The sequence below is a fragment of the Mesorhizobium sp. M4B.F.Ca.ET.143.01.1.1 genome, from assembly GCF_004792275.1.
Classification (GTDB): domain Bacteria; phylum Pseudomonadota; class Alphaproteobacteria; order Rhizobiales; family Rhizobiaceae; genus Mesorhizobium; species Mesorhizobium abyssinicae.
Map to the genome: position 1 here is coordinate 285,805 of NZ_SRSR01000003.1, position 25,396 is coordinate 311,200.

Consider the following 25,396-nt stretch of genomic DNA (forward strand, 5'->3'; position numbering starts at 1 on the left):
CTCCTTGGCTCAGCTTTGGCCGGCGAAATGGCTCTTCAGCGCGTTGAAGCCGCCCTGGAAGACATTGGCGCCCATGCCTTTGGCGAGCTTGTCGGCTTCCTCGGGAGCGGCGTCGAAGCTCGCGCTCCATTCGGCAAAGGTGCGGTCGCCGTCGGTGACACGCCGCAACTGCAGCGTGGCTTTGTGATTGGTGATCGGCTGCGGGGTCTCGAGGATGGAGTAGCTGACCAGAAACTTCTCGTCGGAGAAGTCGAGCAGCTTTTCGCGCAGGCGGGCGCCGCTGACGAGCTGGAAGTTGCGCACGCAGCCAACCGTGCTTGCGTCCTTGCCGTCCTCGATATGGCTTTCGACCATGCGCGGGTGCCAGCCCGGCAGGCCGTTGAAGTCGCGTATCCGCGCCCAGACCTGTTCGATCGGCGCGTCGATGACGCTGGAGATGGTGACTTTCGCCATGGAGCCGTTCCCTTGCGGATGCGTATGGCGGAAAGGGTAGGGCGCACAGGCAGCCGGCGCTTATCAATGCGTCTTGAGTGCCTATCAATCAGTCTGAAAATAGAGCCGCTGCAGCCAGGGCCGCTCAGGCCATCGCTCGCGCGGCCTCGCGATAGAGCGTCGGCGGCACGCCGACATGGTCGCGGAAGAAGCGCGAGAAATTGCCCTGGGTGGTGAAGCCGAGATTGCAGGCGACCGAGATCAGCGGTTCCTGCGACCATTGCAGCTGGCGCACGGCTTCCTCCATCCGCAGCGTGTTCCAGTAGACGTTAGGCGTCAGATTGGTCTGTTCCTTGAACAGGGCGAAGAAATGCGGCCTCGACAGGCCGACGCTGCGGGCCACGTCGTCGAAGGAGATGCGTTCGCAGACATTGGCCTTCATCAGCTGGATCGCCTTGCGGACGCGGAAATCCTGCATGGTGTTGACGCGGCCGCGCGCCACATGCGGCGCCGAGGCGTCGGCGGCGTCGAGCACGCTGTCGATGAAGCGCTCGATCTCGTAATTGGCGATGTCGTCGATGCTCTCATTGTCGCTGAGATGATCAAGCAGGTGCGCCGCCGCCTGGTGCAGCCACGGCTCCAGCGTGATCGCCGCCTGCGCGAACAGCGGCGCCGACGAGGGCAGGTCACGGCGCCGGCGAGCCCAGTCGGGATCGATGTAAAAGGCGAGGAACAGGCCCGGCCTGCCATCGTGCGACAAGGCATGGCTGTGCGGCTGGAAGGAGTTGATGCCGGCGGCGGTGTCTGGTCCGAGCCGCACCGTCTCGCGGCCGATGGTCATCTCGCCGGCCGTGCCGTCCAGCCAGATGATGAGATGAGCCTCGACATGGGCATGGGTGACGAAGTCGTTGGCGACATTCAGGACAGAAACATGTCCGAACCGGCCCCAGTAGAGCCTGATCGCTTCCGTCATGGGTATATCCTCCCGCGGGCGACTGGCCTCCCTTCGCCCGCCCAGGGATTGTGCGGCGGGCGTCGGGCGCTCGTCAAGGCGCGTGCGCCAGGCCTCACAGGCGCCTTTCGCCGCACGGGCGGATTTTCAGACTGAGCGATAGGAGCCGGATACGGTCCGGCCTAGTCGCTGCGCCGGAAATTGCGGATACGGTCGAACAGCACTGCGAGCAGGATGGCGCCGCCGATGAAGGTGCCTTGCCAGAAGGCGTTGATGCCGAGCAGGCCGAGGCTGTTGCGGATTACCTCGATCAGCGCCGCACCGACGATGGCGCCGAAGGCGGTGCCGACGCCGCCCGCGAGGTTGGCGCCGCCGATGACGGTGGCGGCAATCACCTGCAATTCCATGCCGGTGCCGATGTTGGTGGTGACGGCGCCCAGCCAGCCGGTCTCGATGATGCCGGCAATGCCGGCGGAGAGCGCCGAGATCATGTAGACCGCGACCTTGATCTGCTTGACGGGAACACCGGTCAGCGTCGCCGCGTGCTCGTTGCCGCCGATGGCGAAGATGTGCCGGCCGAACTTGGTCCAGCGCAGCGTGAAGCCGGTGATCAGCGCCAGAAGGATCATGTAGAGCACCGGATTGGCGATGCCGAACACCCAGGCGCCGCCGCCCAGCGCCAGCAGCTTGTCGTGGTCCGGACCGAACTGGAAGACGACTGTGTTGTTGGAGGCGACCATGGCGAGGCTGCGCGCGATGGACAGCATGCCGAGCGTCACCACGAACGGCGGAAAGCCGAGATACGCGATCAGAATGCCGTTGAAAGCACCGATGACGAGCGCTGTCAGGATGGTGGCGAGGATGCCGACTTCGATGCCGTAGCCGGCATGCATGGTCACGGCCAGCACCATCGAGCACAGGCAAAGCACCGAGCCGACCGACAGGTCGATGCCGCCGGTGATGATGACGAAGGTCATGCCGAGCGCGACGATGGCGACGAAGGTGATGTTGCGGGTGATGTTGTAGAGGTTCTTCTGCGTGGCGAAGGCGTCGGTGGCGAAGGACAGGAACAGGCAGGCGAGGATCACCGCGATCACCACCCAGAAAGTCTGGCTGCCAAGCAGCCGCGACATGAAAGTGTGCTGCTTCTGCGCGATCGTCTGGTCAAGGGTGACTGCCATTATCGACCTTTCCTGCCGGGCCGCGCCAGCACCGTAAATTCCAGGGTTGCCGTGCTCATGCGACCTGCTCGATGGCGCCGGTGATCAGACCGGTTACCTCCTCGGGCGAGCTGGACGCGATGGTCTTGTCGGCCACTTTCCTGCCGCGCCGCATGACGATGACGCGGTCGGCGACGTCAAAGACGTCGGGCATGCGGTGGCTGATCAGCACCACCGCGATGCCCTGGTCGCGCAAATGGCGGATCAGGTTCAGGACTTCGGCGACCTGGCGCACCGAGATCGCCGCGGTCGGCTCGTCCATCAGCACGATCTTGGCCTGCGACAGCATGGTGCGGGCGATCGCCACCGCCTGGCGCTGGCCGCCCGACATCTGCTTGACGAGATCGCGCGGGCGGGTCTCGGACTTCAGTTCGGCGAAGAGCTGGCCGGCGCGCTTGTACATGGCGGCATAGTCGAGGATGCGGAACGGACCGACACCCCTGCGCAGCTCACGGCCGAGATAGACATTGGCAGCGGCGGTCAGGTTGTTGCACAGCGCCAGGTCCTGATGGACGATCTCGATGCCGTGCTGGCGGGCCTCCGCCGGCTTGTGCAGGACAAGCTCCTTGCCGTCCAGCTGCATGTTGCCATGGCTCGGGCGGAAATTGCCGGCGATCATCTTGACCAGCGTCGACTTGCCGGCGCCGTTGTCGCCCATCAGGCCGACGACCTGGCCGGGCTCGATCGACAATGACACGTCGTTGACCGCCTGGATGGCGCCGAAATGCTTCGAGATGTTGGTGAGTTCGAGAACCGCCACCAGCCTAATGCCTCCCTGTTGCGGCCTGCGGTTCTGCCGCGGCCCCGCTCTCCCCGGCTCCCCCCGGGAACGGCGATTTGGCGCATTTACGCAAATGCTCATGCAGGCGTCAATCAATTGTCGGACGAATTGAAGGAATGTTTTTGCAAAAATCCGTTTTGTAGGACAAATAGCAATTGACGTTGGCCGCAAGCCGATATTACCTAAGCATCGGAGGAAGATTATGCCGATCTTTCGACCCGGCTGGGCGGGCGGAATCGGCGGGCGCGATACCGGTCCGGGACTTGGCGGCAGTTCTCGTCAGCGCGGTTCGGCATTGCATCTGGAAATGCTTATCGACCTGGACTGGCGGGGCACGAGCGCTCGTGAAACGATGCTCTGTTTTCGCGCACCGGGTTGATCTGCGTGGCGGGCACGCCGTGCCCGTCTGTTTCAAGGGAGGACTGATATGAGGAAATCACTTTTGCTCGCCGCTGCCGCCGTCATGGCGTTGGGCGCCGGGCCGGCACTGGCCAAGAAACAGCTCGTCATTGTGGTGAAGGGGCTCGACAACCCATTCTTCGAAGCCATCCACCAGGGCTGCGAGAAGTGGAACAAGGAAAACGCCAGCTCAGAATATGAATGCTTCTACACCGGCCCGGCATCGACTTCGGACGAGGCCGGCGAGGCCCAGATCGTGCAGGACATGCTGAGCAAGCCCGACACGGTGGCGATGGCGATTTCGCCTTCGAATGCGCCGCTGATCGCGCAGACGATCAAGACCGCCAATCCCTCGATCCCGATCATGACGGTCGATGCCGACCTTGCCAAGGAAGATGCGGGCCTTCGCAAGACCTATCTCGGCACCGACAACTATCTGATGGGCAAGAAGATCGGTGAATACATCAAGAAGGCCAAGCCCAATGGCGGCAAGATCTGCACCATCGAGGGCAATCCGGCGGCCGACAACATCCTGCGCCGCGCGCAAGGCATGCGCGACGCGCTGTCGGGCAAGGACGGTCTCGCCGCGCTTGCCGGCGAAGGCGGCTGGACGGAAGTCGCCGGCTGCCCGGTGTTCACCAATGACGACGGCGCCAAGGGCGTGCAGGCGATGACCGACATCCTCGCCGCAAATCCCGACCTCGACGCCTTCGGCATCATGGGCGGCTGGCCGCTGTTCGGCGCGCCGCAGCCCTACCGCGACCTGTTCAAGCCGATGGCCGACAAGATCGCCAGCAACGCCTTCGTCATCGGCGCCGCCGACACGATCGGCGACGAGGTGGCGATCGCCAGGGATGGTCTGGTGACCGCGCTGGTCGGCCAGCGGCCGTTCGAAATGGGCTACAAGGCGCCGTCGGTGATGATCGACCTCATCGAAGGCAAGAAGGTCGACGATCCGGTCTTCACCGGCCTCGACGAATGCACCAAGGATACGGTCGACACCTGCATCCAGAAGTAGTCCGCGATAGCGGGGCGTCCTTTCGAGGACGCCCCGTCACTTCCCTCAGGGACAAGGACAGGCAGCATTGTCGGGGCGGCAGGCTCCGGCTTTGACGCGCCCATGCGTCTTGCTTTCGACGAGACATTGGTTTTTCGACGAAGACATCGGCGGGTGCGGACAATCCCGGACAGTTTCCCAACGACAGCGCGCCGACGCCGGAACGCCGATGCCGGACGACAGATCAAGAAAGCGCGCCGCCAGTACCGGGACGATAGCCGGCCCTGCCGTTACCGCTCGACGGCCAGAGATGGCCTGGACCCCGGGGTCCAGCGTGCATGCCTCGCTGGCCAGCGAGATCGGCCTCAGGATCGTGCGCGGCGACTATCCGCCCGGCACCATCCTGCCCAACGAAGCCAAATGGTCGGAGACCTTCAACGTCAGCCGCTCGGCGGTGCGCGAAGCGATCAAGATGCTGATGGCGAAGAGCCTTTTGGCGTCGCGCCCCAAGATCGGCAGCTGGGTCGAACCGAAAGAGCGCTGGAACCTGCTCGATCGCGATGTGCTAGCCTGGTATGCGACGGCGCCGGATCGCGAGCTGTTCCTGAAGACGGTGCAGGAGTTCCGCCACATCATCGAACCGGAAGCCAGCGCCTTCGCCGCCATGCGCAGGAGCGAGGAGCAGATGGCGGAGATCAGCCAGGCCTGCCGCGAGATGGGGGCCGCCACCAACCTGCAGGAGCGCACGCGCGCCGACACGCGCTTCCACCTCGCCATCCTGCGCGCCTCCGGCAACGAGCTTCTGGTGCCGCTCGGCGTGCTGATCGAATCGGCGCTCGACCATCTGTTCGTCTTCGTCACGCGCGAGCACAGCGACCAGGGGCGGGCGCAGTCGCTGCACGAGGCGATCGAGAAGAGCATCCGCCTCAAACGCCCGGCCGCCGCCAGGAACGCCGTGCACAGGCTGCTCGCCAACACCGACGAGGTCATCCAGCGGTCGCGGCGGTGACGCGACGTCCGTCTTCCATGGCCCGAAGCCGTTCAGCTGCAGAATCAGCGTCCCGCTCTAAGCATTTGTTTTACCGCGGCCGGACGGACGACCGGTACCGCTTTTCCTGGGTCGCGCTCAGATCTTTTGCTTCACGCCATCCTTCGACGGCATCAGGTCGACGCCGTTGACCTTGCCGATATGGGTCGCCAGCATCGGCACGAACTGCTCGGCCGGGCCGGCGGCATAGGCGCCGGCGAAGGAGTTTTTGGTGGCGTTGCCGAGGGGATTGGCGATGCCGGCGGCGCCCGCCATGGACTCCAGATAGGTGAGGTCCTTGAAAGCGTTGGCGATGGAGAATTTATGCGCGTCGCGGTCGCCCTCCAGCGTCCAGCGCATGAAGGTCTGATAGAAGGGGCAGTCCATGCGGCCGTTGCGGATGACGCTGTCGAAGCGCGACGGCGAGATGCCGACCTTCTCGGCCAGCGCCAGTGCCTCGGAATAGATCGCGGCGTAGCCCAGCGAGATGAAATTGTTGAGCAATTTCATGCGGTGGCCGTCGCCGGTGTCGCCGATATGGACGATACGGCCGGCCCAGGTCTCGATCACCGGCTTCACCCTGTTGAAAACCGGGTCGGGCGCGCCGACCATGGCATCCAGCGTGCCTTCCCAGGCCTCCTTCGGCGTGCGGCTGAGCGGCGCGTCGACATAGTCGACGCCAAGCGCCTTGAGTTCGGCCGCCAGCGCCACCGTCGAGACCGGGTCGGAGGTCGAGCAATCGACGACCACGGCGCCTTGCTTCAGGCCTTCCTTCAGGCCGCCGGGGCCGCGAATGATGGCTTCGACCTCGCGCGAGCCGGTGACGCAGATGAAGACGATGTCGGATGATGTCGCCACCTCGCGTGACGTCGCCGCTTCGGTGGCGCCGCGGCCAGCCAGGTCCTCCGCCGGTTTGCGGTTCTTGCGACCGAGAAAGGTCAACGGATAGCCCTTGTCGACGATGTTCTTGGCGATGCCGTGCCCCATGAGGCCCAGGCCGATGAAGCCGATTTTTTCGCGCGCAGCGGTGGTGGTCATGTCGTTCCGTCCTGTCTGGGGATTATCGATAATTTCGCCGTTGTTCTTGCCGCATATGGTTGCGGAATGCAATATTGTCTGACAATACACGGCAATATCGAGCGATGTGGAGAGCGAAATGACGAAGCGGATCATGTTCACCGGCGGCAGCGGCAAGGCAGGGCGGCACGTCGTGCAGTATCTGGTCGATCATGGCTGCCAGGTGCTCAACATCGACACCAAGCCGCTCGACAATCCGAAAGTGCGCACGTTGATCACCGACATCACCGACAGCGGCCAGGTGTTCAATGCGCTGTCGAGCTATATGGGCCTGCACGAGTTCGATCCGTCGCTGCGTCCGCAGCCGGTCGACGCCGTTGTGCATTTCGCCGCCATCCCGCGCATCATGATCACGCCCGACAACGAGGTGTTCCGTATCAACGCGATGGGCACCTACAATGTCATCGAGGCGGCGGTGAAACTCGGCATCCGCAAGGTGGTGGTTGCGTCCAGCGAGACGACCTACGGCCTGGTCTTCGCCAACGAGCCGCGCGATCCCAAATATTTCCCGCTCGACGAGGAGTACGACGTCGATCCAATGGACAGCTACGCGCTGTCCAAGATCGTCAACGAAAAGACGGCGCGCGCCTTCGCGCAGCGCAACGGCACCGACATCTACGCCTTGCGCATCGGCAACGTCATCGAGCCGCATGAGTATTCGCTGTTCCCGAAATGGTTCGCCGATCCGGGCTTCCGCAAGCGGATCGCCTGGAGCTATGTCGACGCCCGCGACCTTGGCCAGATCACGCTCCGCGCCATCGAGAAGGACGGGCTCGGCTATCAGGTGTTCAACGCCGCCAACGACGACACCTCGTCCGACCTGCCGACAGCGGAACTCCTGAAGCGGTTCTATCCGAACGTGCCGGTCAAGGCGGAGCTCGGCGAATACGAGACGCTGCTCTCCAACCGCAAGGCGCGCGACCTGCTCGGCTTCCGTCCGGAGCACAGCTGGCGCAAATACGTCAAAACGGCCTGATGGGGCGCAAAGCCGTGGCTGATCTGTGCACAGCCGCCGGCTTTGCGCTCCATCAGCCTTGCCGTGCTTGACAGGGTCCGAAATCCGGACTTTCTGGGGCAGATGCGGAACGGGAAGCCGAACAAGGAAAAATCACCGGAGCAGGCGGCGTCCGCCGAGCGCCAGGCCGCCATTCGCCGAGCCGATGCGCCGCGCATTCCGGGATCGAGCGTGCATGCTTCGCTGGCCAGCGAGATCGGCCTTCGGATTGTGCGCGGCGACTATCCGCCGGGCACCATCCTGCCCAACGAGGCCAAATGGTCGGAGACCTTCGACGTCAGCCGTTCGGCCGTGCGCGAGGCGATCAAGATGCTGATGGCCAAGAGCCTTTTGGCATCGCGCCCGAAGATCGGCAGCTGGGTGGAGCCGAAAGAGCGCTGGAACCTGCTCGACCGCGACGTGCTTGCCTGGTACGCGACCTCGCCCGACCGCGAGGTCTTCCTGAAGACGGTGCAGGAATTCCGCCATATCATCGAGCCGGAGGCGACGGCTTTCGCCGCGATGCGGCGTACCGAAGAACAGATGGCCGAGATCAGCCAGGCCTGCCGCGAGATGGGCGAGGCGCCGACGCTGCAGGAGCGGACGCGCGCCGACACGCGCTTCCACCTCGCCATTCTCAGGGCATCGGGCAACGACTTGCTGGTGCCGCTCGGCGTGCTGATCGAATCCGCGTTCGACCATCTGTTCAGCTACACGACGCGAGAGGTCGACGACCTGCAGCATGCGCAGAAGCTGCATGAGGCGATCGAGAAGAACATCCGGCTGCAGCGGCCGGACGCGGCGCGCGCCGCGGTGCGCAAGCTGCTCGCCAACACCGACGACGTCATTAGATCAAGATAGACGACGCGACCCGAGCGAAATCAATCGTCTTGCTCGCGGCCGAAAGCGGCGCGCAGCTCGTCCTTGGCCTTCTCCAGCACTCGCTTGCGTTCCGCCGGCAGGTTGCTGCCGGCACGGTTGATGTAGAAGTTCAGCATCGACATGGCGGACTGGAACGGCTCGGCCTTGCGCCGGTCGCTGTGCTCGGCCGATCGCTTGAGCGAGGCGGCGATCTTCCTGGCATCGTCGGATTCGAAGACATGCTCCTCGAGATCCATCGCGTTGCTGTGCCCGGTCACTTCGGCCGACCATTTTCGTTTCGCGGTCATGGCAGCACTCCTTTCATGACGGAAACTCAGCGCGGAGATGTCTGTTCCCGCGGGATCCTTGCTTCTGGAGCGACGGATTTGCCTGTCGTGGCGCTGCTCGATGCCCGCCGATGCGCCGAATAGTGGAGCCGAACCGCTCGATCCCGAAAACACCGCGGACAGGAAACGCCTTGGCCACCACCTTCTCCAGCCGCGCCCAGAGCCCAGGCATCGACAGCGCCTATGCCTGGATCCGGCTCGCCATCTCGGTGGTTCTGGCGACGATCGGCGGTGTCGGCATGTGGGCGGTGGTCGTGGTGCTGCCGGCGGTGCAGGCGGAGTTCGGCGTCGATCGTGCCGCGGCCTCGATGCCTTATACCGCGACCATGGTCGGCTTTGCCGCCGGCAATGTGCTGGTCGGCCGCGCCATCGACCGGGTGGGCTACTGGATCCCGGCGCTGGTTTCCGCGACGGCGCTCGGCGCCGGTTTCCTGCTCGCCTCGCTCACCAGTTCGATCCTCGGCTTCACCCTGGTCCAGGGACTTCTGATCGGCGTCGGGACGTCGGCGATCTTCGGCCCGCTGATCGCCGACATCTCGCATTGGTTCAACCGACGCCGCGGCGTCGCGGTGACGGTGGCGGCATCGGGCAATTACCTCGCCGGGGCGGTCTGGCCCTTCGTCATGCCGACGATCATGCGGGCGGAAGGCTGGCGCTTCACCTACGCGGCGATCGGCGTCGTCTGCCTGCTCACAATGGTGCCGCTGGTGCTGATGCTGCGGCGCGGCGCTCCGCATGAAGCGATGGCCGGCACTGCCGGCGGCCGTCCGGTGCGGCCGATCTCGCTTTCGCCGTCGGCGCTGCAGCTTCTGCTGGTCGTCGCCGGCTTCGGCTGCTGCATGGCGATGTCGATGCCGCAGGTGCACATCGTCGCCTATTGCATGGACCTCGGCTATGGCATGGCGCATGGCGCCGACATGCTGTCGATCATGCTGGCGGCGGGCGTCGCCAGCCGCATCGGCTCGGGCTTCCTTGCCGATCGCATCGGCGCGGTGAGGACGCTGCTGATCGGCTCGGTGCTGCAATGCCTGTCGCTGCTGTTCTACATCCCCTTCGACGGGCTTGCCTCGCTCTATGTCGTGTCGCTGGTCTTCGGCCTGTCGCAAGGCGGCATCGTGCCCTGCTATGCGATCATCATACGCGACTACATGCCGGCAAGGGAGGCCGGCCAGCGCGTCGGCATCGTCATGATGGCCACCATCTTCGGCATGGCGGTCGGCGGCTGGATGTCGGGCTGGATCTATGATCTCACCGGCTCCTATGCCGCCGCCTTCCTCAACGGCATCGCCTGGAACCTGGTGAATCTGGCGGCCATCCTCCTGCTGATGTGGAAGGCGCGGCGCAGCGCCATGGCGATGGCCTGACGGCGGGCCGCGGGGTCCCGCCTGCTTGACAAGGGCGGCAGGCTGCGCGACGCCAGAATGGCGCGGCGAGGGATTGGCATGGCGATACCGACAAAGACCATCGTTTCGCGGCCCAGCCTGGGAGATGGCGGGGCGTCGAGGGCAGGGCGGTGACCAAGCCGCGCTCGCGCCGCGGCGGCGGCCGTCCGACCATCGCCGACGTGGCGCGCAAGGCCGGCGTCGGCGCGATCACCGTATCGCGGGCGCTGCGCGAACCGGGGCGGGTTTCGGAAGAGCTGCGCCGCCAGATCCAGGCCGCCGTCGACGAGCTCGGCTACGTTCCCGATCCGAACGCAAGGGCGCTGGCCTCGGCCCGCGCCGAGGTGTTCGGCGTACTGGTGCCGTCGCTCACCAACAACGTCTTCGCCGAGGTCGTGCGCGGCATCTATGACAGCCTGTCGGACAGTCCCTTCCGCATCCAGCTCGGCAACACCCATTATTCCGGCCTCGAAGAGGAGCGCCTCCTGCAGGTGTTCGCGCCGCAACGTCCGGCGGCTTTGATCGTGGCCGGCATCGACCAGACGCCAACCTCGCGCCGCCTGCTGGAGACGGCCGGCTGCCCGGTGGTTCAGGTCATGGAGACCGGTCCCGATCCGGTCGACATGCTGGTCGGCTTTTCGCATTTCGACGGCGGCCGGGCGGCGACCGAGCACCTGATCGAGGCGGGCTACCGGCGGGTCGGCTTCATCGGCGCCCGCATGGACCCGCGCTCGCAGCGGCGCCTGGCCGGCTATCGCGCCGCCATGGAAGCGGCGGGCCTGTTCGACCCGCGGCTGGTGACCACCACGCCACTGCTGTCCAGCGTGACGCTCGGTCGCGAGCTTCTTCGCGATGCGTTGGCCAAGATGCCGTCGCTCGACGCGGTTTTCTGCAACAATGACGATATCGCGCTTGGCGTCCTGTTCGAATGCCATCGCGCCGCTATCGAAGTTCCCAAGACCATCGGCATCGTCGGCTTCAACGATCTCGACATGATGCAGGCGGCGTTTCCGTCGGTCACCAGCATCCGCACCCATCGCTATGAAATCGGCCGCCAGGCAGTCGCCATGGCGCTGGCGGCGATCGCGGGGGAGAGGCCGCGACAGCGTGTTGTCGACCTCGGCTTCGAGCTGATGCGGCGCGAGAGCACAGCACGGTGAAACACGCAGAAGCGACTGTGCAAATGCCGGTTTACACTGCGCAATGGTAGCGCTACCAGTTGTTTCGCGCGAAAATTCAAAGCAAGATCGAGGTCTGTTTATTATATATAAGCGACAGCTCATGCTTGTTTATTATATATAATATGCTAGCTTTGTTTTCTCCTTGAGGGAGATGGAGGAGGGGCATCGGGTGGCAAACCGCCACCCTGAAAGGCGTCATGGGCAAGGCTGGAGGGCCTTCCCAGATGTGGATAGGCGCCAGAACCACGCAGCATCAAGCAGAACTGCAACCGGGAGGAATATCAATGATCAAGTCACTTGTTGGTGGCATCGTTGCCGCCACTGCATTCGTCATGCTGAGCTCATCGGCGATCGCCGAGCCGGAAGTCGTCAAGGGGCCGGCAGCCGAGCCGGATTGCTTCGCGCCGTGGGCGGCCGACACCCAGTTCTTCAAATTCCCCAAGAAGGATGGCCCGTACCGCATCGCGCTCGCCAACGGCTATATCGCCAACACCTGGCGCATCCAGATGATCCAGACGGCCAAGGCCTATGCCGCGCAGAAGGACGTCGCGGCAAAGCTGAAGGAATTCAAGGTCGTATCGACCGGCGAGGATGTCCCGGCGCAGATTTCGGCGATCAACAACTTCATCGATTCCGGCTTTGATGCGATCGTCGTCAATGCCCAGAACCCGACGGCCTTCGGGCCGGTGATCAAGCGCGCCAAGGAAGCCGGCGTCGTCCTTGTCGCCTTCGACAACATCCTCGACACCAAGGATGCCATCAACGTCAATGTCGACCAGAAGGGCCTCGGAGAACTGTGGGCCAAGTGGCTGATCAGCCATATACCCGATGGCGGCAAGATCCTTGAAGTACGCGGTGTTGCCGGTACCTCGGTCGACACCGATCGCCACAATGGCATCCATGAGGTCCTGGACGCTTCGGGCAAGAAGTGGGACGTCACCGAAGTCGCCGGCAAATGGGATGATCCGACAGCGCAGAAGGTCACCGCCGACGCCATCGCCACCAACGGTCCGTTCGTCGGCATCACCGGCCAGGGCGGCGACACCGGCATCGTGCAGGCGATGATCGATGCAAAGCATGCTTTCGTGCCGTTCGGCGGCGAGACCGAAAATGGCTTCCGCAAGTTCTGCGCGGCGCACGCCGCCGATGGCCTGAAGTGCTCGTCTGCCGGCACCGGCCCCGCCCAGGTGGCGGTCGCGATCAAGACGGCGATCTCGGCGCTCGAGGGCAACGTCGTGCCGCAATCGGTGAAACTGCCGCTGGCGATCGTCGAGGATCCGAACTTCAAGGAAGGCCAGGACTACTTCCCCGATCAGTCCGACAATTTCTTCGTCGGCAATTCCTTCCCGACCTGCGGGATCAATTTCACCGCGCAGGAAATCATGGGCCAGACCAAGGAAAACAAGTAGTCTGACCGGCCGGAGCGGCGGGCATCTCCCGCGGCTCCGGCTGCTTGCCACCTGTCGACAGCAAATTGCCTCGGAGGGCTGATGGACGGCGCGGTTCCGCTCTTTAGCATGCAAGGCATATCCAAACGCTATGGCGGCGTGCGGGCTCTGGAAAAGGCGGAGCTGTCCGTCACGGCGGGCAGCATCCATGCCATTCTCGGCGAAAACGGCGCCGGCAAGTCGACACTGATCAAGGTGATGGCCGGCGTCGTGGCGCCCGATGAGGGCCGTATGCTGCTCGACGGAAGCGAGGTGAGTTTCGCCTCGCCGGCGGCGGCCAACCGGGCGGGGATCGTCTGCATTTTCCAGGAGCTGTCGCTGATCCCCGAGCTCAGCGTCGCCGACAACATCGTCATTTCCGATCCGCCGAAGCGTTTCGGCCTGATCGACCGCAAGGCGCAGCGCCGTATCGCCGAAGAGGCGCTCGCCCGCGCCGGTGCTTCCGACATCCACCCGCTGGCGCTGGTGAAGGACCTTCCACTTTCAAGAAGGCAGATGGTCGAGATCGCCAAGGCGTTGGCCCGCAAGCCGCGCATCCTGATCCTCGACGAGGCGACCTCGGCGCTGACCGCGACCGACGTCGCCAAGATCTTCGGCGTGCTGAAGCGGCTGCGGGAAGAGGGGCTGGCGCTGCTCTACATCTCGCACCGGATGAACGAGATCGCCGAGCTTGCCGACCAGTGCACCGTCTTCCGCAACGGCCGCAACGTCGCCAGCTACGCGGCCGGCTCGAAGAGTGACAGCGAGGTCGTCGAACTGATGATCGGACGCGAATACAGCCACATCTTCCCGCCGAAGCCGGCGCGGCACGGTGCCGCCGTCCCGGTGCTGGAGGCGCGCAACCTGTGCTGGACCGACCGGCTGGACAATGTCTCGCTCACCGTCGGGGCGGGCGAGGTCGTCGGCCTCGGCGGCCTCGACGGCCAGGGCCAGCGGGAGTTGCTGCTTGCCTTCTTCGGCGTGCTGCGCGGCCTTGCCGGCGAGATACTGGTCGATGGCAAGGCGGTTTCCATCGCCAGTCCCTCAGCCGCGCGCGACGGCCGCATCGGCATGGCGCTCATCCCCGAGGACCGCAAGACCGAGGGGCTCATGCTGCCGATGACGGTGCGCGAGAACCTTTCCTTCGCGGCGCTCGACCGGCTGTCGAAGGCCGGCGTCATCGACCGCGCGACCGAGCAGCGGCTGATCGACGACATGGTGGAGCTGCTCGCGATCAAGACCGCCGGCCTCGACATTCCGGTCGGCGCGCTGTCGGGCGGCAACCAGCAGAAGGTCGTCATCGCCAAATGGCTGATGCGGCAGCCGCGCATCGTCTTGCTCAACGACCCGACACGCGGCATCGATGTCGGCACCAAGCAGGAACTCTACCAACTGATGCGCAAGCTCGCCGACGCCGGGGCCGCGATCCTGTTCTATTCGACCGACTATGACGAACTGATCGGCTGCTGCGACCGGGTGCTGGTGCTCTATGACGGGGCGGTCAAGCGCGAGCTGGTCGGTGCCGAGATCACCGAGCATGCGCTGATCGCCAGCGCGCTCAACATCCACGGCGAGGGCGCCGGTCCGCTGCAGGGAGAGGGCGCATGAAGGGGATCGTAGCGTGAAGGATTGGCGTTACTGGCTGGCCGAGCAACGCGGAACGTTGCTCGCACTCGGTATCTTCGTCGCCATGTTCGCGATCTACAGCGCGAACCATCCGGCCGGCTTTACCGCCAATGTCGTGCAGACGGCCGCCAACAAAGGCGTGCTGCTTGCCTTCGTCGCCATGGCGCAGACACTGGTGGTGATCACCGCCGGCATCGACCTTTCGGTCGGCATGATCTTCACGCTGACCAATTGCCTGGCTTCCTGGCTGGTGATCGGCACCGGCCTCGAGACCGCCTTCGGCGTCATCGCCGTGCTCGGCACCGGGCTCGTCTGCGGCGCCATCAACGGCGCCATCGTCATCTATGGACGGCTGCAGCCGATCGTCGCCACCATCGCCACCGGTGCCGTCTATTTCGGCCTCGCGCTGCTGCTGCGGCCGTTTCCCGGCGGTTCGGTCAATGAGGATCTTGCCGACGCCCTCACCGGGCGGCTGTTCGGCCTGGTCCCGGCGAGCCTGGTCGCGCTGGCGGTCGTTGTGCTGATCGTGTGGGTGCCGTTCAGCCGCTCGGAGCTTGGCCGCGCGGCCTACGCCGCCGGCTCCTCGGAAACCGCCGCCTACATGTCGGGCGTGCCGATCCGGCGCGGAAAATTCGTCGCCTACACGCTTGCCGGGCTGCTGGCCGCGATCGGCGGGCTGTTCCTGACCTTCTTCACCTATACGGGCGACGCCGCCTATGCCAGCGGCAACGCCTACACGCTGTTTTCGATCGCCGCCGTGGTGCTCGGCGGCGTCTCGCTGTTCGGCGGCAAGGGCAGCGCGCTCGGCGCGATCTTCGGCGCGCTGGCCTTCCGCACCATCGGCGACCTGCTCTTCGTCTTCGACCTCGACCCGCTCTGGCAGCCGCTGTTCCAGGGCGTTATCCTGCTGATCGCGGTCAGCCTCGGCGCCTTCGCCCTGTTCAGGGTCCGCAACCGGCTGGAGTGGTTCCTGTGAGCGATACGACCCTCATCGGCGGCATTGCCGGGCGCATGCCGAAATTCCTTCGCCGCGCCGATCCGGCCGTCGTCACCGCCTTCGCCTGCATCGTGCTGCTCCTGCTTGTCGGCAGCCTCTATTCGCGCAGCTTCCTGTCGCCGGAATATCTGCTGCAGCAGCTCAAGGTGGCATCGTTCCTCGGCGTCATCGCCACCGGCATGATGCTGGTCATCCTGCTCGGCCAGATCGACCTGTCGGTGCCATGGTCGGTGGCGGTCGGCGCCATGATGGCGTGCGCGGCCGCGGCTTACGGGCCGCTCGGGTCGGTGCTCGCCATCCCGTTCGGCATTGTCTGCGGCATCGCGATCGGCGTCGTCAACGGCATCGGCGTCGCGTACCTGCGCATCCCCTCGATGATCATCACGCTGGCCACCAATGCCGTCGCGCAAGGGCTGATGGTGGTCTACACGGGAGGCTTCTCGCCGCAGGATTCGGCAACGCCGGCGATGCGCTATCTGGCGACCGGCTTTGCCATTCCGGCGGTGCCCAACGCCGTCATCATCTGGGCGCTGATCGGAGCGGCCATGGTCTTCCTGCTGACCCGCACCGGATTCGGCCGCGCCGTCTACGGCATCGGTAACCGGGAGCGCGCCGCCTATCTTTCGGGCATCGACACACGCCGCGTGGTGATGGTCGCCTTCGCGGTTTCTGGCGGACTCTCGGCCTTTGGCGGCGTGCTTTTGGCCGGTTACGCTTCGAAGGCGGCGCAGTCGATGGGCGATGCCTATCTGTTGCCGTCGATCGCTGCTGTTGTGCTCGGCGGCACCTCGATCCTTGGCGGACGCGGTTCCTATCTGGGCACCGTCGCAGGCGTCATCCTGATCACGCTTCTGCAGTCCATCCTCTCGGTCATGCAGATGCCGGAGGCAGGGCGGCAGATCGTCTACGGCGTGGTCATCGTCGTCATGCTCCTGCTCTACGGCCGGGCGCCGGCGAGCCGCTGACCGTGACCGAAAAAGCTGGACCGCTGCCGAGCGAGGCACGGACGAGCGACGCCCGACCGCCACTGGCCATCGTGGCGATGGGGGTGGCCGGCTGTGGCAAGTCCGCAGTCGGCGAGTCGCTGGCGGCGGCGCTGGGTGCGGCATTCGTCGAGGGCGACAGGCTGCATCCGCCCGAGAACGTGGCGCGCATGGCAAGCGGTGAGCCGCTCACCGACGAATTGCGCGCCGGCTGGCTGGATGCGATCGGGGGGCGTATCGCGGCCGCGATCGCCGACGGGCAGAGCGTGGTCGCCGCCTGCTCGGCGCTGAAGCGCGGCTACCGCGCGCGACTGCTCGGCTTTTGCCCGGAGCTGCGCTTCGTCTATCTGGAAATCGATGCGGAAACCGCCAGGCGCCGTGTCGGCAGCCGCAAGGGGCATTTCATGCCGGCGAGCCTGGTCGACAGCCAGTTCGCCACCCTCGAAGCGCCGACGGCGGATGAACCGGCGTTGACCGTGGACGGCACCGGCCCGATCTCCGACATCGTCGCCGGCGTGCTTGACGAACTCAGGACAAAGACCTCATGAGGATATGTCGGCGCCCGCGTCCGTCGTGTCGCCCGACCGCTCGGTGAACCTCTGGGCGCCTGCCCATACCATCATCTGTTCCGGGTACAATTTCATCGCCTCCAGGAGGCGATCGCGCTTGAGCAGGATGTAGCGCGCCTGCGTTTCGAGGTTCTTCGCCGCCATGTCCCTTGTCGCGGCGGATGCCGGCCTTGCCGGCGGCGCCAGTTCGGGGCTGATGACCGCGCGGTATTCGCGAAAGGGCACGGTCTCGAAGGTCGACATGGCAAACAGCGCCGTTCCGCCTCGCGCGGCGAAGTTTGCCGGAGCCGAGGCCAGTTGGGTCCAGCCGCTTTCCCCGATGCCGACTTCTGTGAAGGTGGTGCCCGCGTGGGTCGTGTTGGTCATCAGGACGATGCCGTTTTCCCTCAGCATGCGTTGCATGCGCACCGTCACCTGGTAGGCATCGCCGCGCTCGAAGACGACCCGGCTTTTGAGGTAGCGGTTCTCCACCGCGATCAGCGGCCGGTTGAGGAAACGCAGGCCGAAAACCGAGTCTGAAAAGCCGTGGAAGTTGACGCTGACCTGGTGCGTTTCGAGGCCGGCGGCATGCAGGGCCCGCTTGCCGATGATGGTCTGGGCGGTGAACTGATCGCACCAGATGATGGCGCCGCGGCCGCGCCGCAGCGCCGCGCGCAGGCCCTCAAGCCCTTCCAGCCGGATTTCCGGCGACCAGCCGTGGCCGGTGAGGTGCGCGGCAAGCAGCAATTGCCGGCGATGAACAGCGGCAAGCAATTGCCTGAACAGCGCTTGCGCATCGACGCGGTCGCCAAGGACGGTGCGGACCGCTGCGGCGTAGCGTGGAAAATCCTTGCGGAGATGGCGCTTCAGCCGAAGCTTCGAACTCCAGGCGCAGATCGGCGCCCACCAGACGACCGGCAGTGTCGCGGCGACGACGAGAAGGAAAGAAAAGAGCAGGCTTTCGCGAAGATCGCGGTTCGAGAAGCGGCGCAGCCGGCCGGGCCCGACCAGCCTGCGGCTGAAGAAGCGCACCGCTTCGCCACGCTCCGGCACCGGCACGTCGGCGATGATCTCGGTGTGATGGACGGGGGACGATCTCCTGCGGTCGGCCCTGCGGGATTTTCCGAACCACGGCAGCCTCATCGGATCGGTGTCCCGCCTGTTCCTGGTTGCGTCCGAAAGGCCGCTCTACTGCGTCCATGGCCGCTGCGCAATCGGGCACGAGCATTCGAGCGCCCAGGGGACGGGCGCAGGCCTTGATGCGGAGCTTCAGGTCCGGGCTAATTATTTGTTTCTACGCAATTCCGGACGGAAGGCTACGGCGAAGTCGCCGAGCCTAACCGTTACATGCTTTTCCTGGAATTGCTCTAGATCTGCGACGTCAGCTCGACGGGGAAATCGTCATTGTCGGCGTCGCGCATGGCGGCGAGGCTGCGGTTGTCGAGCACTTCGGCGATCGCCTGGCGCACTTCCAGCATCATGTGCCGGACCTGGCAGGTCGCCTCGTCGCAATCCTCGCAGCGCTGGTACTGCGTGCGGCTGGCGCAGGGGATCGGCGCCAGCGGACCGTCGAGGACACGCACGACATGGCCGATCTTGATCTCGGAGGCCGGGCGGGCAAGGCGATAGCCGCCTTCCTTGCCCTTGCGGCTCTGGACGAAGCCGGCATTGCGCAACTCGCCCAGAATGGCGTCGAGGAATTTCTTCGGAATGTTGTTGGCGACGGCGATATCGTTGACGAATGCAAGCTGGCCGGCCGGCAGGCCGGAAAGATGCACGAGGGCCTTGAGGCCGTATTTGCCTTTTTTGGTAAGCATGCCCGATTCAGTTCATGAAAAACCCCAACCGCCTGCATCTGGCGGTTGTTTGTGTGCAAATCATGACGTCTCGGATCGCGTATTGCCGTTTCGCGCAAAACAAGCCGCCCGACGGCACGTTAGGCACAAACGCGTTGATTCTTTGTAACGTTTCTCACAGATGAGGTCGGGATTTTGCCAGGAATCGGCCTGCTGGCGCATGAAATGAGGAAAGCCGGCGAAGCCGGCTTTCCTGTTCAGGTCGACGCCGAGGCGCTGGAGCCGTCAGCGGCTGCCATAGGCCTGGTCGAGCAGGCCGCCAGCGGCGAAATGCTCGGCCTGCACCTTGGGCCAGCCGCCGAAGACGTCGTCCACCGTCAGCAGGCGGACATCGGGGAACTGGTCCTTGTACTTCGCCGCGACCGCCGTATCGCGGATGCGGTTGCCGTTGCGGGCAAGGATGTCCTGGCCTTCGGAAGTATAGAGGAAGTCGAGATAGGTCCTGGCGAGATCGCGCGTGCCATGCTCGTCGGCAACCTTGCCGACGATGGCGACGGGGAATTCCGCCAGCAAGCTGACCGAGGGCGTGACCTGCTCGAACTTGTCGTCGCCATACTCCTTGCGGATGCCGCGCGTCTCCGATTCGAAGGTGATCAGCACGTCGCCGATCTCGCGCTGCACGAAGGTCGTTGTGGCGGCACGGCCGCCGGTGTCGAAGACCGGCACGTTGTTGAACAGCTTGGTGATGAACTCCTTCACCTTGGCGTCGTCGCCCTTGAAGGCCTCCTTGGCGTAAGCGGTGGCGGCGAGATAGGTGTAGCGCGCATTGCCCGATGTCTTGGGGTTGGGGAAGATCACCTGCACGTCGTCGCGCACCAGATCGTTCCAGTCCTTGATGTGCTTGGGGTTGCCGGCGCGCACCAGGAAGGACGGCAGCGAATAGAAGGGCGAGGCGTTGTCTGGGAAATCCTTCTGCCAGTCGGCGGAAACGAGCCCCTTCTTGACCAGGAAATCGACATCGGTGACCTGGTTCAAGGTGACGACATCGGCGCCGAGCCCTTCGGCGATGGCGCGCGCCTGAGCGGAGGACCCGGCATGCGACTGGTCGATCGTCACGCCCGGATGTTCGGCGACGAAGGCCTTGTTGACTTCGGCGAACAGCTCGCGGCCGACGTCGTAGGACGCGTTAAGCAACCTGTCGGCCGACCAGGCCTCGGAGGATGCGAGGAAGAGGGTGGCCAGTGCCGCCGCGCCAAGCAAAAATCGCTTCATGAAAACCGGCTCCTTGAGAGTTGCAACAAGGGCGCAGGATAATAGCACAAGGCCGGCCAGCGCCAGACATGCGAGCCGGCGCTATCGTGTCGTCGTCGGAAAAGATTCCGCCGAAACAAATGCTTGTTAGGATTTTCTTTCAGGCTGATTCAGCTGGCTTTTCCGGGCTCGGACGCCGGGAAAAGTTTCCAGCGCCGCGGCCTGAATGCCACCCGGCTCTTCTGCGCCGCCGGATGATCGACGGGCAGCTCGACCTCGACCCGCTGGCGCTCGCCGCCGATCTCGAGCTCCACCCGCCTGGTGCCGGCGACGCGGCGGCTGGCGGCAACGGTGCCGGCGATGCAGCCGCTGCAGCCGTCGAGCAGTTCGACGTCATGGGGGCGGAAATACAGCAGCGCGTCGCCCGAGGCCGCATGCGGGGCGGACAGGCCGATCGACCGGTCGGCGATCCAGACCTCGCCGCTCTCGACCTTGACCGGCAGGCAGCTCGATTCGCCGATGAAGCTATAGACGAAGGGCGAGTTCGGGGTGTCGTAGATTTCATCGGCGGAACCGACCTGCTCGATGCGGCCCTGGCTCATCACCACGACGCGGTCGGCGAGCTCCAGCGCCTCTTCCTGGTCGTGGGTGACGAAGACCGTGGTGTGGCCGGTGCGGTCGTGGATCTCGCGCAACCAGCGGCGAAGCTCACGGCGCACCTGGGCGTCGAGCGCGCCGAACGGCTCGTCGAGCAACAGCACCTTCGGTTCGATCGCCATGGCGCGGGCAAGCGCGACGCGCTGGCGCTGGCCGCCCGAGAGCTGCGCCGGGTAGCGCTTCTCCAGGCCCGAAAGCTGGACGAGGTCGAGAAGCTCCGAGGCGCGGCGACGGATCTCCTGCGCCGGCGGGCGTGCCGCGCCGTGGCGGACCTTGAGGCCGAAGCCGATATTGTCGGCGACGGTCATGTGGCGGAACAGCGCGTAGTGCTGGAAGACAAAGCCGACATTGCGCTCCTGTATCGACTTCTGCGAGGCGTCATCGTCGCCGAAGAAGATCGTGCCCTTGGTCGGCCGCTCCAGCCCGGCGATCAGGCGCAGAAGCGTCGTCTTGCCGGAGCCGGACGGGCCCAGCAGCGCGATCAGCTCGCCCGACTTGATGTCGAGCGAGACGTCGTGGAGGGCAGGAAACCGCTCAAACTCCTTGCGCACGTTGGCAACGCGAACTTCCATAAACCGTCCCTTTTGTCGGTGCCTGCCGTTATCCCAAAACCGGTTCGCGCTTTTGGGCGATATGCATTCAGTGTCCGCGCGTGGCGGCGATCTCGGCGCCGTAGCGCATCTCGAGAAGTGTTTTCAAGACCAACGTCACCAGCGCCAGGCCGGCAAGCAGCGAAGCGACGGCGAAGGCGCCGACGGCATTGTACTCGTTGTAGAGGATTTCGACATGCAGCGGCATGGTGTTGGTGAGGCCCCGTATGTGCCCCGACACCACCGACACCGCGCCGAACTCGCCCATGGCGCGGGCGTTGCAGAGCAGGACGCCGTAGAGCAGGCCCCATTTGATGTTCGGCAGCGTCACGTACCAGAAGGTCTGCCAGCCATTGGCGCCGAGCGAAAGCGCGGCCTCCTCGTCGCCATTGCCCTGTTCCTGCATCAGCGGGATCAGTTCGCGGGCAACGAAGGGGAAGGTGACGAAGACGGTGGCGAGCACGATGCCCGGCACGGCGAACAGGATGACGACGCCATGCGCCTTCAACCAGGCGCCGAGCACGCCCTGGGCGCCGAACAGCAGCACGTAGACCAGGCCGGAAATCACGGGCGAGACCGAGAACGGCAGGTCGATGAGGGTGGTCAGGAAGGCCTTGCCCTTGAACTCGAACTTGGCGATCGCCCAGGCGGCGGAAATGCCGAAGACGAGGTTGAGCGGCACCGAGATCGCCGCCACCAGCAGTGTCAGCCGGATGGCCGAGCGCGTGTCGGAACTGGCCAGCGCCTCCGAATAGGCACCGACGCCCTTTGCCAGCGCCTCGTGGAAGACGACGATCAGCGGCATGAGCAGGAAGACGGCGAGGAAGGCGAAGGCCACGGCCATCGCCACGATGCGCACCGGCCGGCTTTCGGTGACCGCCGCCGACTGGCTTTCGTGATGCGGTTCGTAGGATTTGATTTCGGGGTCAGCCATAGCGTTTGCGGCTCCATGACTGTGCCAGGTTGACGACCAGCAGCATCAGGAACGACAGCGCCAGCATGATGGCTGCGATAGCGGTGGCGGCCGGATAATTGTACTCCTCCAGCCTGATCACGATCAGCAGCGGTGCGATCTCCGACTTGAACGGCAGGTTGCCGGCGATGAAGATGACCGAGCCGTACTCGCCGACACCGCGCGCGAAGGCGAGCGAGAAGCCGGTGATGATCGCCGGCGCCAGGCCCGGGAACAGGATGCGGGTGATGATCTGGAAACGGTTGGCGCCGAGCGTGGCGGCCGCTTCCTCGACCTCCTTGTCGAGCTCTTCCATGATCGGCTGCACGGTGCGCACGACGAAGGGCAAGCCGATGAACACCAGCGCGATGACGATGCCGAGCGGCGTATAGGCGACCTTGATGCCCAGCGGCATCAGCAATTTGCCGATCCAGCCGTTCGGCGCGTAAAGCGTGGTGAGCGCGATGCCGGCGACGGCGGTCGGGAGCGCGAAAGGCAGGTCGACCATGGCATCGACGATGCGACGGCCGGGAAAGCGGTAGCGCACCAGCACCCAGGCGACGATGGTGCCGAAGACGACATTGACGCCGGCGGCGATGAAGGCGGTGCCGAAACTGATTTCAAGCGCGTTGATGGTGCGGCGGTCGGCAGCGATCGCCCAGAAATCGGTCCAGCCGAGTGCCGCCGAGCGCCAGACCAGCCCGGAGAGCGGGATGAGGATGATGAGCGTGAGGTAGGCAAGCGAGAAGCCGAGCGTCAGTCCGAAACCCGGAATGACACTCGGCTGCTTGAATCGCCACCCCGCCGGCGCGGGTGCTGTGGTCATGGAATTCTGGTTCGTCCCTTCTTATTCAGACCAGACTGCCGTCGGTGAATGTCCCGGCCGCGAGGCCGTCGCGCCTCACTGGGCAGGCTTGTAAATCTGGTCGAATATACCACCATCGCCGAAATGATAAGGCTGCGCCTTCTTCCAGCCGCCGAAAAGCGGATCGTCGATGGTGATCAGCTTGATCTCGGGCAGTTTGGCGAGGTCCTCGGCGGGCACCAGATCGGGCTTTGCCGGACGATAGTGGTTCTTGGCGATCAGCGTCTGGCCCTCCTTGGAGTAGAGGTAGCCGAGATATGCCTCGGCGACCTTGCGCGTGCCCTTGGCGTCGACATTGGCGTCGACCACCGCGACAGGCGGTTCGGCCAGGATCGAGGTCGGCGGATAGACGATGTCGAAATTGTCGGCGCCGAATTCGTCGAGCGCGAGATAGGCCTCGTTTTCCCAGGCCAGCAGCACGTCGCCCAGGCCCTTTTGCGCGAAGGTCACGGTCGAGCCGCGCGCGCCGGTGTCGAGGACCGGCACTTGGGAGTAGAGCTTGGCGATGAATTCCTTGGTCTTGGCCTCGTCGCCGCCGTCATTGGCGTTGGCATAGGCCCAGGCGGCGAGATAGTTCCAGCGCGCGCCGCCGGAGGTCTTCGGGTTGGGCGTGATCACCTGGACGCCGTCCTTGATCAGGTCGTTCCAGTCATGGATGCCCTTGGGGTTGCCCTTGCGGACCAGGAAGATGATGGTCGAGGTGTAAGGGGCCGAATTGTTCTCGAACTTTTTGCGCCAGTCCGGATTGATCTTCTTCGCCTTCGAGACGATGGCGTTGATGTCGCCTTCGAGCGCCAGCGTCACGACATCGGCGTCGAGGCCGTCGATCACGGCGCGAGCCTGCGCGCCCGATCCGCCATGCGACTGCTGGATGGTCACGGTCTCGCCGGTCTCGGCCTTCCAGTGCGCGGCGAAGGCCTCGTCATAGGCCTTGTAGAGTTCACGCGTCGGATCGTAGGACACGTTGAGAAGGGTCGTATCGGCGAACGCCAAACCGAGCGCGCCGAACTGGACAGATGAGGCGACCAGCGCGCCAAGCAATTTCTTGAAATGAGGTTTGGTCATTTCCGCCTCCGTTGATGACGACCGAACTCTAGCGAATTGATAGAATTTAGATGCATTCAATGTTGCCTTTTTTGGCCTATCGGAGAAATTTTTCGCCGATCGCCTGCCCCTTGGGGAAATGGTTTCCTCATATTAGATAGACCGCCTCCTCGCCGGGCCGACGCTATCTAGGAGCGGGCCGCCCTCAGGCAAGGCTGCGCGGCGACAGGTCGGCCTTCGCGGCTGGACCTCTAAGGCGCGGTGACGGGAAAGTCGAAGCGTTGCTTCGGGAACGGCTCGTCCGTCAGCGTGAAGTGCCACCATTCGCGGGCGTAGTTGCGGAAACCGGCGCCGCGCATGGCCTCGACCAGTCGCTTGCGGTTTGCCGCCGCGTTGCCGGGGAGCGGATGGTGGGCGGTTTCGCTGGCCTGGTCGAAACAGTCGAAGCCGGTGGCGAAATCGAGCGTTTCGGCATCGGGAGCGCCGCAGGCAGGGCGGGGAGCGGCCGCGCCAGCAACGGGCGCAATGGCGAGATCCACGGTCGAGCCGCGCGAATGGTTGGAGAGCTCGCCGATATACCCCTTGGCGATGAGGTCGCCGCGGTTCACTGAGGGGTACCATTGCGGGTCCGGAGGCCCGCCCGATCGCGTCCACCCGACCATGTCGGCGACGGCCCGCGCCGGGCGGTAGCAGTCGAAGACCACCAGAGTCAGGCCCTTTTGTGCGATCGCTTTCTGGACGCTTGAAAGCGCCTTTGCCGCCTGCCTAGTCAGGATGCAGACCGGCGCCTCATAGCCGTCGACCTGGCGGCGCAGGAAGTTTTTGTTCCCGGCATAGCGGATGTCCTGGCGAATGGTCGCATCGACATCGGCGAGCCTGACGAAGCCGAAGGGCGGGGCATCTGCGTAAGCCGAGAGAGGGCTCGCGATTGCTAGCGCAAGCGCTGCGAAGAATGCTCCCCACAGAGGTCGGCGCGAGGCCCCCCTCTCTGCCCTGCCGGGCATCTCCCC

Annotated in this window: 26 protein-coding genes; 12 read left to right on the forward strand and 14 right to left on the reverse strand. The window is 64.7% G+C overall.

Translation table 11 applies throughout. The features are described from left to right. Positions 1-9: 9 nt before the first annotated feature. From EN786_RS08770 to EN786_RS08785, 4 genes are all read right to left on the reverse strand, one after another. Positions 10-453, reverse strand: a complete 444-nt coding sequence (locus EN786_RS08770; protein WP_135908219.1) for an SRPBCC family protein — start codon at positions 451-453, stop codon at positions 10-12. A 124-nt stretch (positions 454-577) separates the two neighbouring features. Then, positions 578-1,405 carry an AraC family transcriptional regulator gene (locus tag EN786_RS08775; RefSeq protein ID WP_127286804.1) on the reverse strand — a complete coding sequence of 276 codons (828 nt, stop codon included), beginning with the start codon at positions 1,403-1,405 and terminating at the stop codon, positions 578-580. A 161-nt stretch (positions 1,406-1,566) separates the two neighbouring features. After that, on the reverse strand, positions 1,567-2,565 hold the full coding sequence (locus EN786_RS08780) for an ABC transporter permease (protein ID WP_127286805.1): 999 nt from the start codon (positions 2,563-2,565) through the stop codon (positions 1,567-1,569). Between the two features lie 55 nt (positions 2,566-2,620). Then, on the reverse strand, positions 2,621-3,364 hold the full coding sequence (locus tag EN786_RS08785; protein WP_126059018.1) for an ATP-binding cassette domain-containing protein: 744 nt from the start codon (positions 3,362-3,364) through the stop codon (positions 2,621-2,623). A gap of 223 nt (positions 3,365-3,587) precedes the next feature. Between EN786_RS08785 and EN786_RS38255 the strand changes: the two genes are divergently transcribed. The 3 genes from EN786_RS38255 to EN786_RS08795 all read left to right on the forward strand — a co-directional run bounded on the left by EN786_RS38255 (position 3,588) and on the right by EN786_RS08795 (position 5,790). Beyond that, on the forward strand, positions 3,588-3,764 hold the full coding sequence (locus EN786_RS38255) for a hypothetical protein (protein WP_210238899.1): 177 nt from the start codon (positions 3,588-3,590) through the stop codon (positions 3,762-3,764). A 48-nt stretch (positions 3,765-3,812) separates the two neighbouring features. After that, the gene (locus EN786_RS08790) at positions 3,813-4,802 is read left to right on the forward strand and encodes a sugar-binding protein (protein WP_126059019.1); all 990 of its coding nucleotides are present in this window, start codon (positions 3,813-3,815) and stop codon (positions 4,800-4,802) included. A gap of 208 nt (positions 4,803-5,010) precedes the next feature. Continuing rightward, positions 5,011-5,790: a FadR/GntR family transcriptional regulator gene (locus EN786_RS08795; protein WP_127310861.1), complete on the forward strand. Its 780-nt coding sequence runs from the start codon at positions 5,011-5,013 to the stop codon at positions 5,788-5,790. Positions 5,791-5,907: 117 nt separating this feature from the next. Here EN786_RS08795 and EN786_RS08800 read toward each other — a convergent pair whose 3' ends face one another. Further along, a complete protein-coding gene (locus EN786_RS08800) occupies positions 5,908-6,846 on the reverse strand; it encodes an NAD(P)-dependent oxidoreductase (RefSeq protein WP_127310860.1) in 939 nt (312 codons plus the stop codon). A 118-nt stretch (positions 6,847-6,964) separates the two neighbouring features. On the opposite strand from EN786_RS08800, the gene EN786_RS08805 reads away from it, so the two are divergent. After that, positions 6,965-7,861, forward strand: coding sequence for an NAD(P)-dependent oxidoreductase (locus EN786_RS08805; RefSeq protein ID WP_127310859.1), 897 nt, complete (start codon positions 6,965-6,967; stop codon positions 7,859-7,861). A 102-nt stretch (positions 7,862-7,963) separates the two neighbouring features. Continuing rightward, positions 7,964-8,740, forward strand: a complete 777-nt coding sequence (locus EN786_RS08810) for a FadR/GntR family transcriptional regulator (protein WP_127285463.1) — start codon at positions 7,964-7,966, stop codon at positions 8,738-8,740. A gap of 20 nt (positions 8,741-8,760) precedes the next feature. On the opposite strand, the gene EN786_RS08815 is transcribed toward EN786_RS08810, so the two are convergent. Beyond that, complete coding sequence (locus EN786_RS08815) at positions 8,761-9,048, reverse strand: DUF3175 domain-containing protein (RefSeq protein ID WP_127285462.1); 288 nt, start codon at positions 9,046-9,048, stop codon at positions 8,761-8,763. Positions 9,049-9,218: 170 nt separating this feature from the next. On the opposite strand from EN786_RS08815, the gene EN786_RS08820 reads away from it, so the two are divergent. The 7 genes from EN786_RS08820 to EN786_RS08850 all read left to right on the forward strand — a co-directional run bounded on the left by EN786_RS08820 (position 9,219) and on the right by EN786_RS08850 (position 17,231). Beyond that, complete coding sequence (locus EN786_RS08820) at positions 9,219-10,451, forward strand: MFS transporter (RefSeq protein WP_127285461.1); 1,233 nt, start codon at positions 9,219-9,221, stop codon at positions 10,449-10,451. A gap of 149 nt (positions 10,452-10,600) precedes the next feature. Beyond that, positions 10,601-11,629 carry a LacI family DNA-binding transcriptional regulator gene (locus tag EN786_RS08825; RefSeq protein WP_127285460.1) on the forward strand — a complete coding sequence of 343 codons (1,029 nt, stop codon included), beginning with the start codon at positions 10,601-10,603 and terminating at the stop codon, positions 11,627-11,629. A 305-nt stretch (positions 11,630-11,934) separates the two neighbouring features. Continuing rightward, positions 11,935-13,059 (forward strand): sugar ABC transporter substrate-binding protein, encoded by a 1,125-nt coding sequence (locus tag EN786_RS08830; protein ID WP_127285459.1) that lies wholly within the window; start codon positions 11,935-11,937, stop codon positions 13,057-13,059. Between the two features lie 81 nt (positions 13,060-13,140). Next, entirely contained in the window at positions 13,141-14,685 is a 1,545-nt protein-coding gene (locus EN786_RS08835) for a sugar ABC transporter ATP-binding protein (RefSeq protein WP_127285458.1), read from the forward strand. A 13-nt stretch (positions 14,686-14,698) separates the two neighbouring features. After that, positions 14,699-15,679 (forward strand): ABC transporter permease, encoded by a 981-nt coding sequence (locus EN786_RS08840; protein WP_127285457.1) that lies wholly within the window; start codon positions 14,699-14,701, stop codon positions 15,677-15,679. Further along, complete coding sequence (locus tag EN786_RS08845) at positions 15,676-16,665, forward strand: ABC transporter permease (protein ID WP_127285456.1); 990 nt, start codon at positions 15,676-15,678, stop codon at positions 16,663-16,665. The genes EN786_RS08840 and EN786_RS08845 overlap by 4 nt, the downstream gene beginning before the upstream one ends. A 77-nt stretch (positions 16,666-16,742) precedes the next feature. Beyond that, a complete protein-coding gene (locus tag EN786_RS08850) occupies positions 16,743-17,231 on the forward strand; it encodes a gluconokinase (RefSeq protein WP_135908304.1) in 489 nt (162 codons plus the stop codon). Here the strand turns inward: EN786_RS08850 and EN786_RS08855 are convergent. The 8 genes from EN786_RS08855 to EN786_RS08890 form a co-directional block, all read right to left on the reverse strand. Continuing rightward, positions 17,226-18,374, reverse strand: coding sequence for a hypothetical protein (locus EN786_RS08855; protein ID WP_127311279.1), 1,149 nt, complete (start codon positions 18,372-18,374; stop codon positions 17,226-17,228). The two genes, EN786_RS08850 and EN786_RS08855, sit on opposite strands and share 6 nt — an antisense overlap. A gap of 224 nt (positions 18,375-18,598) precedes the next feature. Continuing rightward, positions 18,599-19,048, reverse strand: coding sequence for an Rrf2 family transcriptional regulator (locus EN786_RS08860; protein WP_013530871.1), 450 nt, complete (start codon positions 19,046-19,048; stop codon positions 18,599-18,601). A gap of 264 nt (positions 19,049-19,312) precedes the next feature. Then, entirely contained in the window at positions 19,313-20,299 is a 987-nt protein-coding gene (locus EN786_RS08865) for a sulfate ABC transporter substrate-binding protein (RefSeq protein WP_127286388.1), read from the reverse strand. 149 nt (positions 20,300-20,448) lie between these two features. Further along, positions 20,449-21,507, reverse strand: coding sequence for a sulfate/molybdate ABC transporter ATP-binding protein (locus EN786_RS08870; protein ID WP_127286389.1), 1,059 nt, complete (start codon positions 21,505-21,507; stop codon positions 20,449-20,451). Positions 21,508-21,574: 67 nt separating this feature from the next. Then, positions 21,575-22,459: a sulfate ABC transporter permease subunit CysW gene (cysW, locus tag EN786_RS08875; protein WP_127286390.1), complete on the reverse strand. Its 885-nt coding sequence runs from the start codon at positions 22,457-22,459 to the stop codon at positions 21,575-21,577. Beyond that, positions 22,452-23,303 carry a sulfate ABC transporter permease subunit CysT gene (cysT, locus tag EN786_RS08880; protein WP_127311280.1) on the reverse strand — a complete coding sequence of 284 codons (852 nt, stop codon included), beginning with the start codon at positions 23,301-23,303 and terminating at the stop codon, positions 22,452-22,454. Before cysT ends, cysW begins: the two co-directional genes overlap by 8 nt. A 75-nt stretch (positions 23,304-23,378) precedes the next feature. Continuing rightward, positions 23,379-24,407, reverse strand: coding sequence for a sulfate ABC transporter substrate-binding protein (locus EN786_RS08885; protein ID WP_127286392.1), 1,029 nt, complete (start codon positions 24,405-24,407; stop codon positions 23,379-23,381). A 230-nt stretch (positions 24,408-24,637) separates the two neighbouring features. Further along, positions 24,638-25,390: a M15 family metallopeptidase gene (locus tag EN786_RS08890; RefSeq protein WP_127286393.1), complete on the reverse strand. Its 753-nt coding sequence runs from the start codon at positions 25,388-25,390 to the stop codon at positions 24,638-24,640. Between the last annotated feature and the right edge of the window lie 6 nt (positions 25,391-25,396).

Bases quoted from the DNA above. Each gene is read 5' to 3' on its own strand.
- EN786_RS08795 (WP_127310861.1), top strand. From the start codon at position 5,011: ATGCCGGACGACAGATCAAGAAAGCGCGCCGCCAGTACCGGGACGATA.
- EN786_RS08805 (WP_127310859.1), top strand. From the start codon at position 6,965: ATGACGAAGCGGATCATGTTCACCGGCGGCAGCGGCAAGGCAGGGCGG.
- EN786_RS08870 (WP_127286389.1), bottom strand. From the start codon at position 21,507: ATGGAAGTTCGCGTTGCCAACGTGCGCAAGGAGTTTGAGCGGTTTCCT.
- EN786_RS08770 (WP_135908219.1), bottom strand. From the start codon at position 453: ATGGCGAAAGTCACCATCTCCAGCGTCATCGACGCGCCGATCGAACAG.
- EN786_RS08790 (WP_126059019.1), top strand. From the start codon at position 3,813: ATGAGGAAATCACTTTTGCTCGCCGCTGCCGCCGTCATGGCGTTGGGC.
- cysW (WP_127286390.1), bottom strand. From the start codon at position 22,459: ATGGCTGACCCCGAAATCAAATCCTACGAACCGCATCACGAAAGCCAG.
- EN786_RS08830 (WP_127285459.1), top strand. From the start codon at position 11,935: ATGATCAAGTCACTTGTTGGTGGCATCGTTGCCGCCACTGCATTCGTC.
- EN786_RS08780 (WP_127286805.1), bottom strand. From the start codon at position 2,565: ATGGCAGTCACCCTTGACCAGACGATCGCGCAGAAGCAGCACACTTTC.
- EN786_RS08865 (WP_127286388.1), bottom strand. From the start codon at position 20,299: ATGAAGCGATTTTTGCTTGGCGCGGCGGCACTGGCCACCCTCTTCCTC.
- EN786_RS08890 (WP_127286393.1), bottom strand. From the start codon at position 25,390: ATGCCCGGCAGGGCAGAGAGGGGGGCCTCGCGCCGACCTCTGTGGGGA.
- EN786_RS08835 (WP_127285458.1), top strand. From the start codon at position 13,141: ATGGACGGCGCGGTTCCGCTCTTTAGCATGCAAGGCATATCCAAACGC.
- EN786_RS08885 (WP_127286392.1), bottom strand. From the start codon at position 24,407: ATGACCAAACCTCATTTCAAGAAATTGCTTGGCGCGCTGGTCGCCTCA.
- EN786_RS08775 (WP_127286804.1), bottom strand. From the start codon at position 1,405: ATGACGGAAGCGATCAGGCTCTACTGGGGCCGGTTCGGACATGTTTCT.
- EN786_RS38255 (WP_210238899.1), top strand. From the start codon at position 3,588: ATGCCGATCTTTCGACCCGGCTGGGCGGGCGGAATCGGCGGGCGCGAT.
- cysT (WP_127311280.1), bottom strand. From the start codon at position 23,303: ATGACCACAGCACCCGCGCCGGCGGGGTGGCGATTCAAGCAGCCGAGT.
- EN786_RS08815 (WP_127285462.1), bottom strand. From the start codon at position 9,048: ATGACCGCGAAACGAAAATGGTCGGCCGAAGTGACCGGGCACAGCAAC.
- EN786_RS08860 (WP_013530871.1), bottom strand. From the start codon at position 19,048: ATGCTTACCAAAAAAGGCAAATACGGCCTCAAGGCCCTCGTGCATCTT.
- EN786_RS08850 (WP_135908304.1), top strand. From the start codon at position 16,743: ATGGGGGTGGCCGGCTGTGGCAAGTCCGCAGTCGGCGAGTCGCTGGCG.
- EN786_RS08855 (WP_127311279.1), bottom strand. From the start codon at position 18,374: ATGAGGCTGCCGTGGTTCGGAAAATCCCGCAGGGCCGACCGCAGGAGA.
- EN786_RS08800 (WP_127310860.1), bottom strand. From the start codon at position 6,846: ATGACCACCACCGCTGCGCGCGAAAAAATCGGCTTCATCGGCCTGGGC.
- EN786_RS08810 (WP_127285463.1), top strand. From the start codon at position 7,964: ATGCGGAACGGGAAGCCGAACAAGGAAAAATCACCGGAGCAGGCGGCG.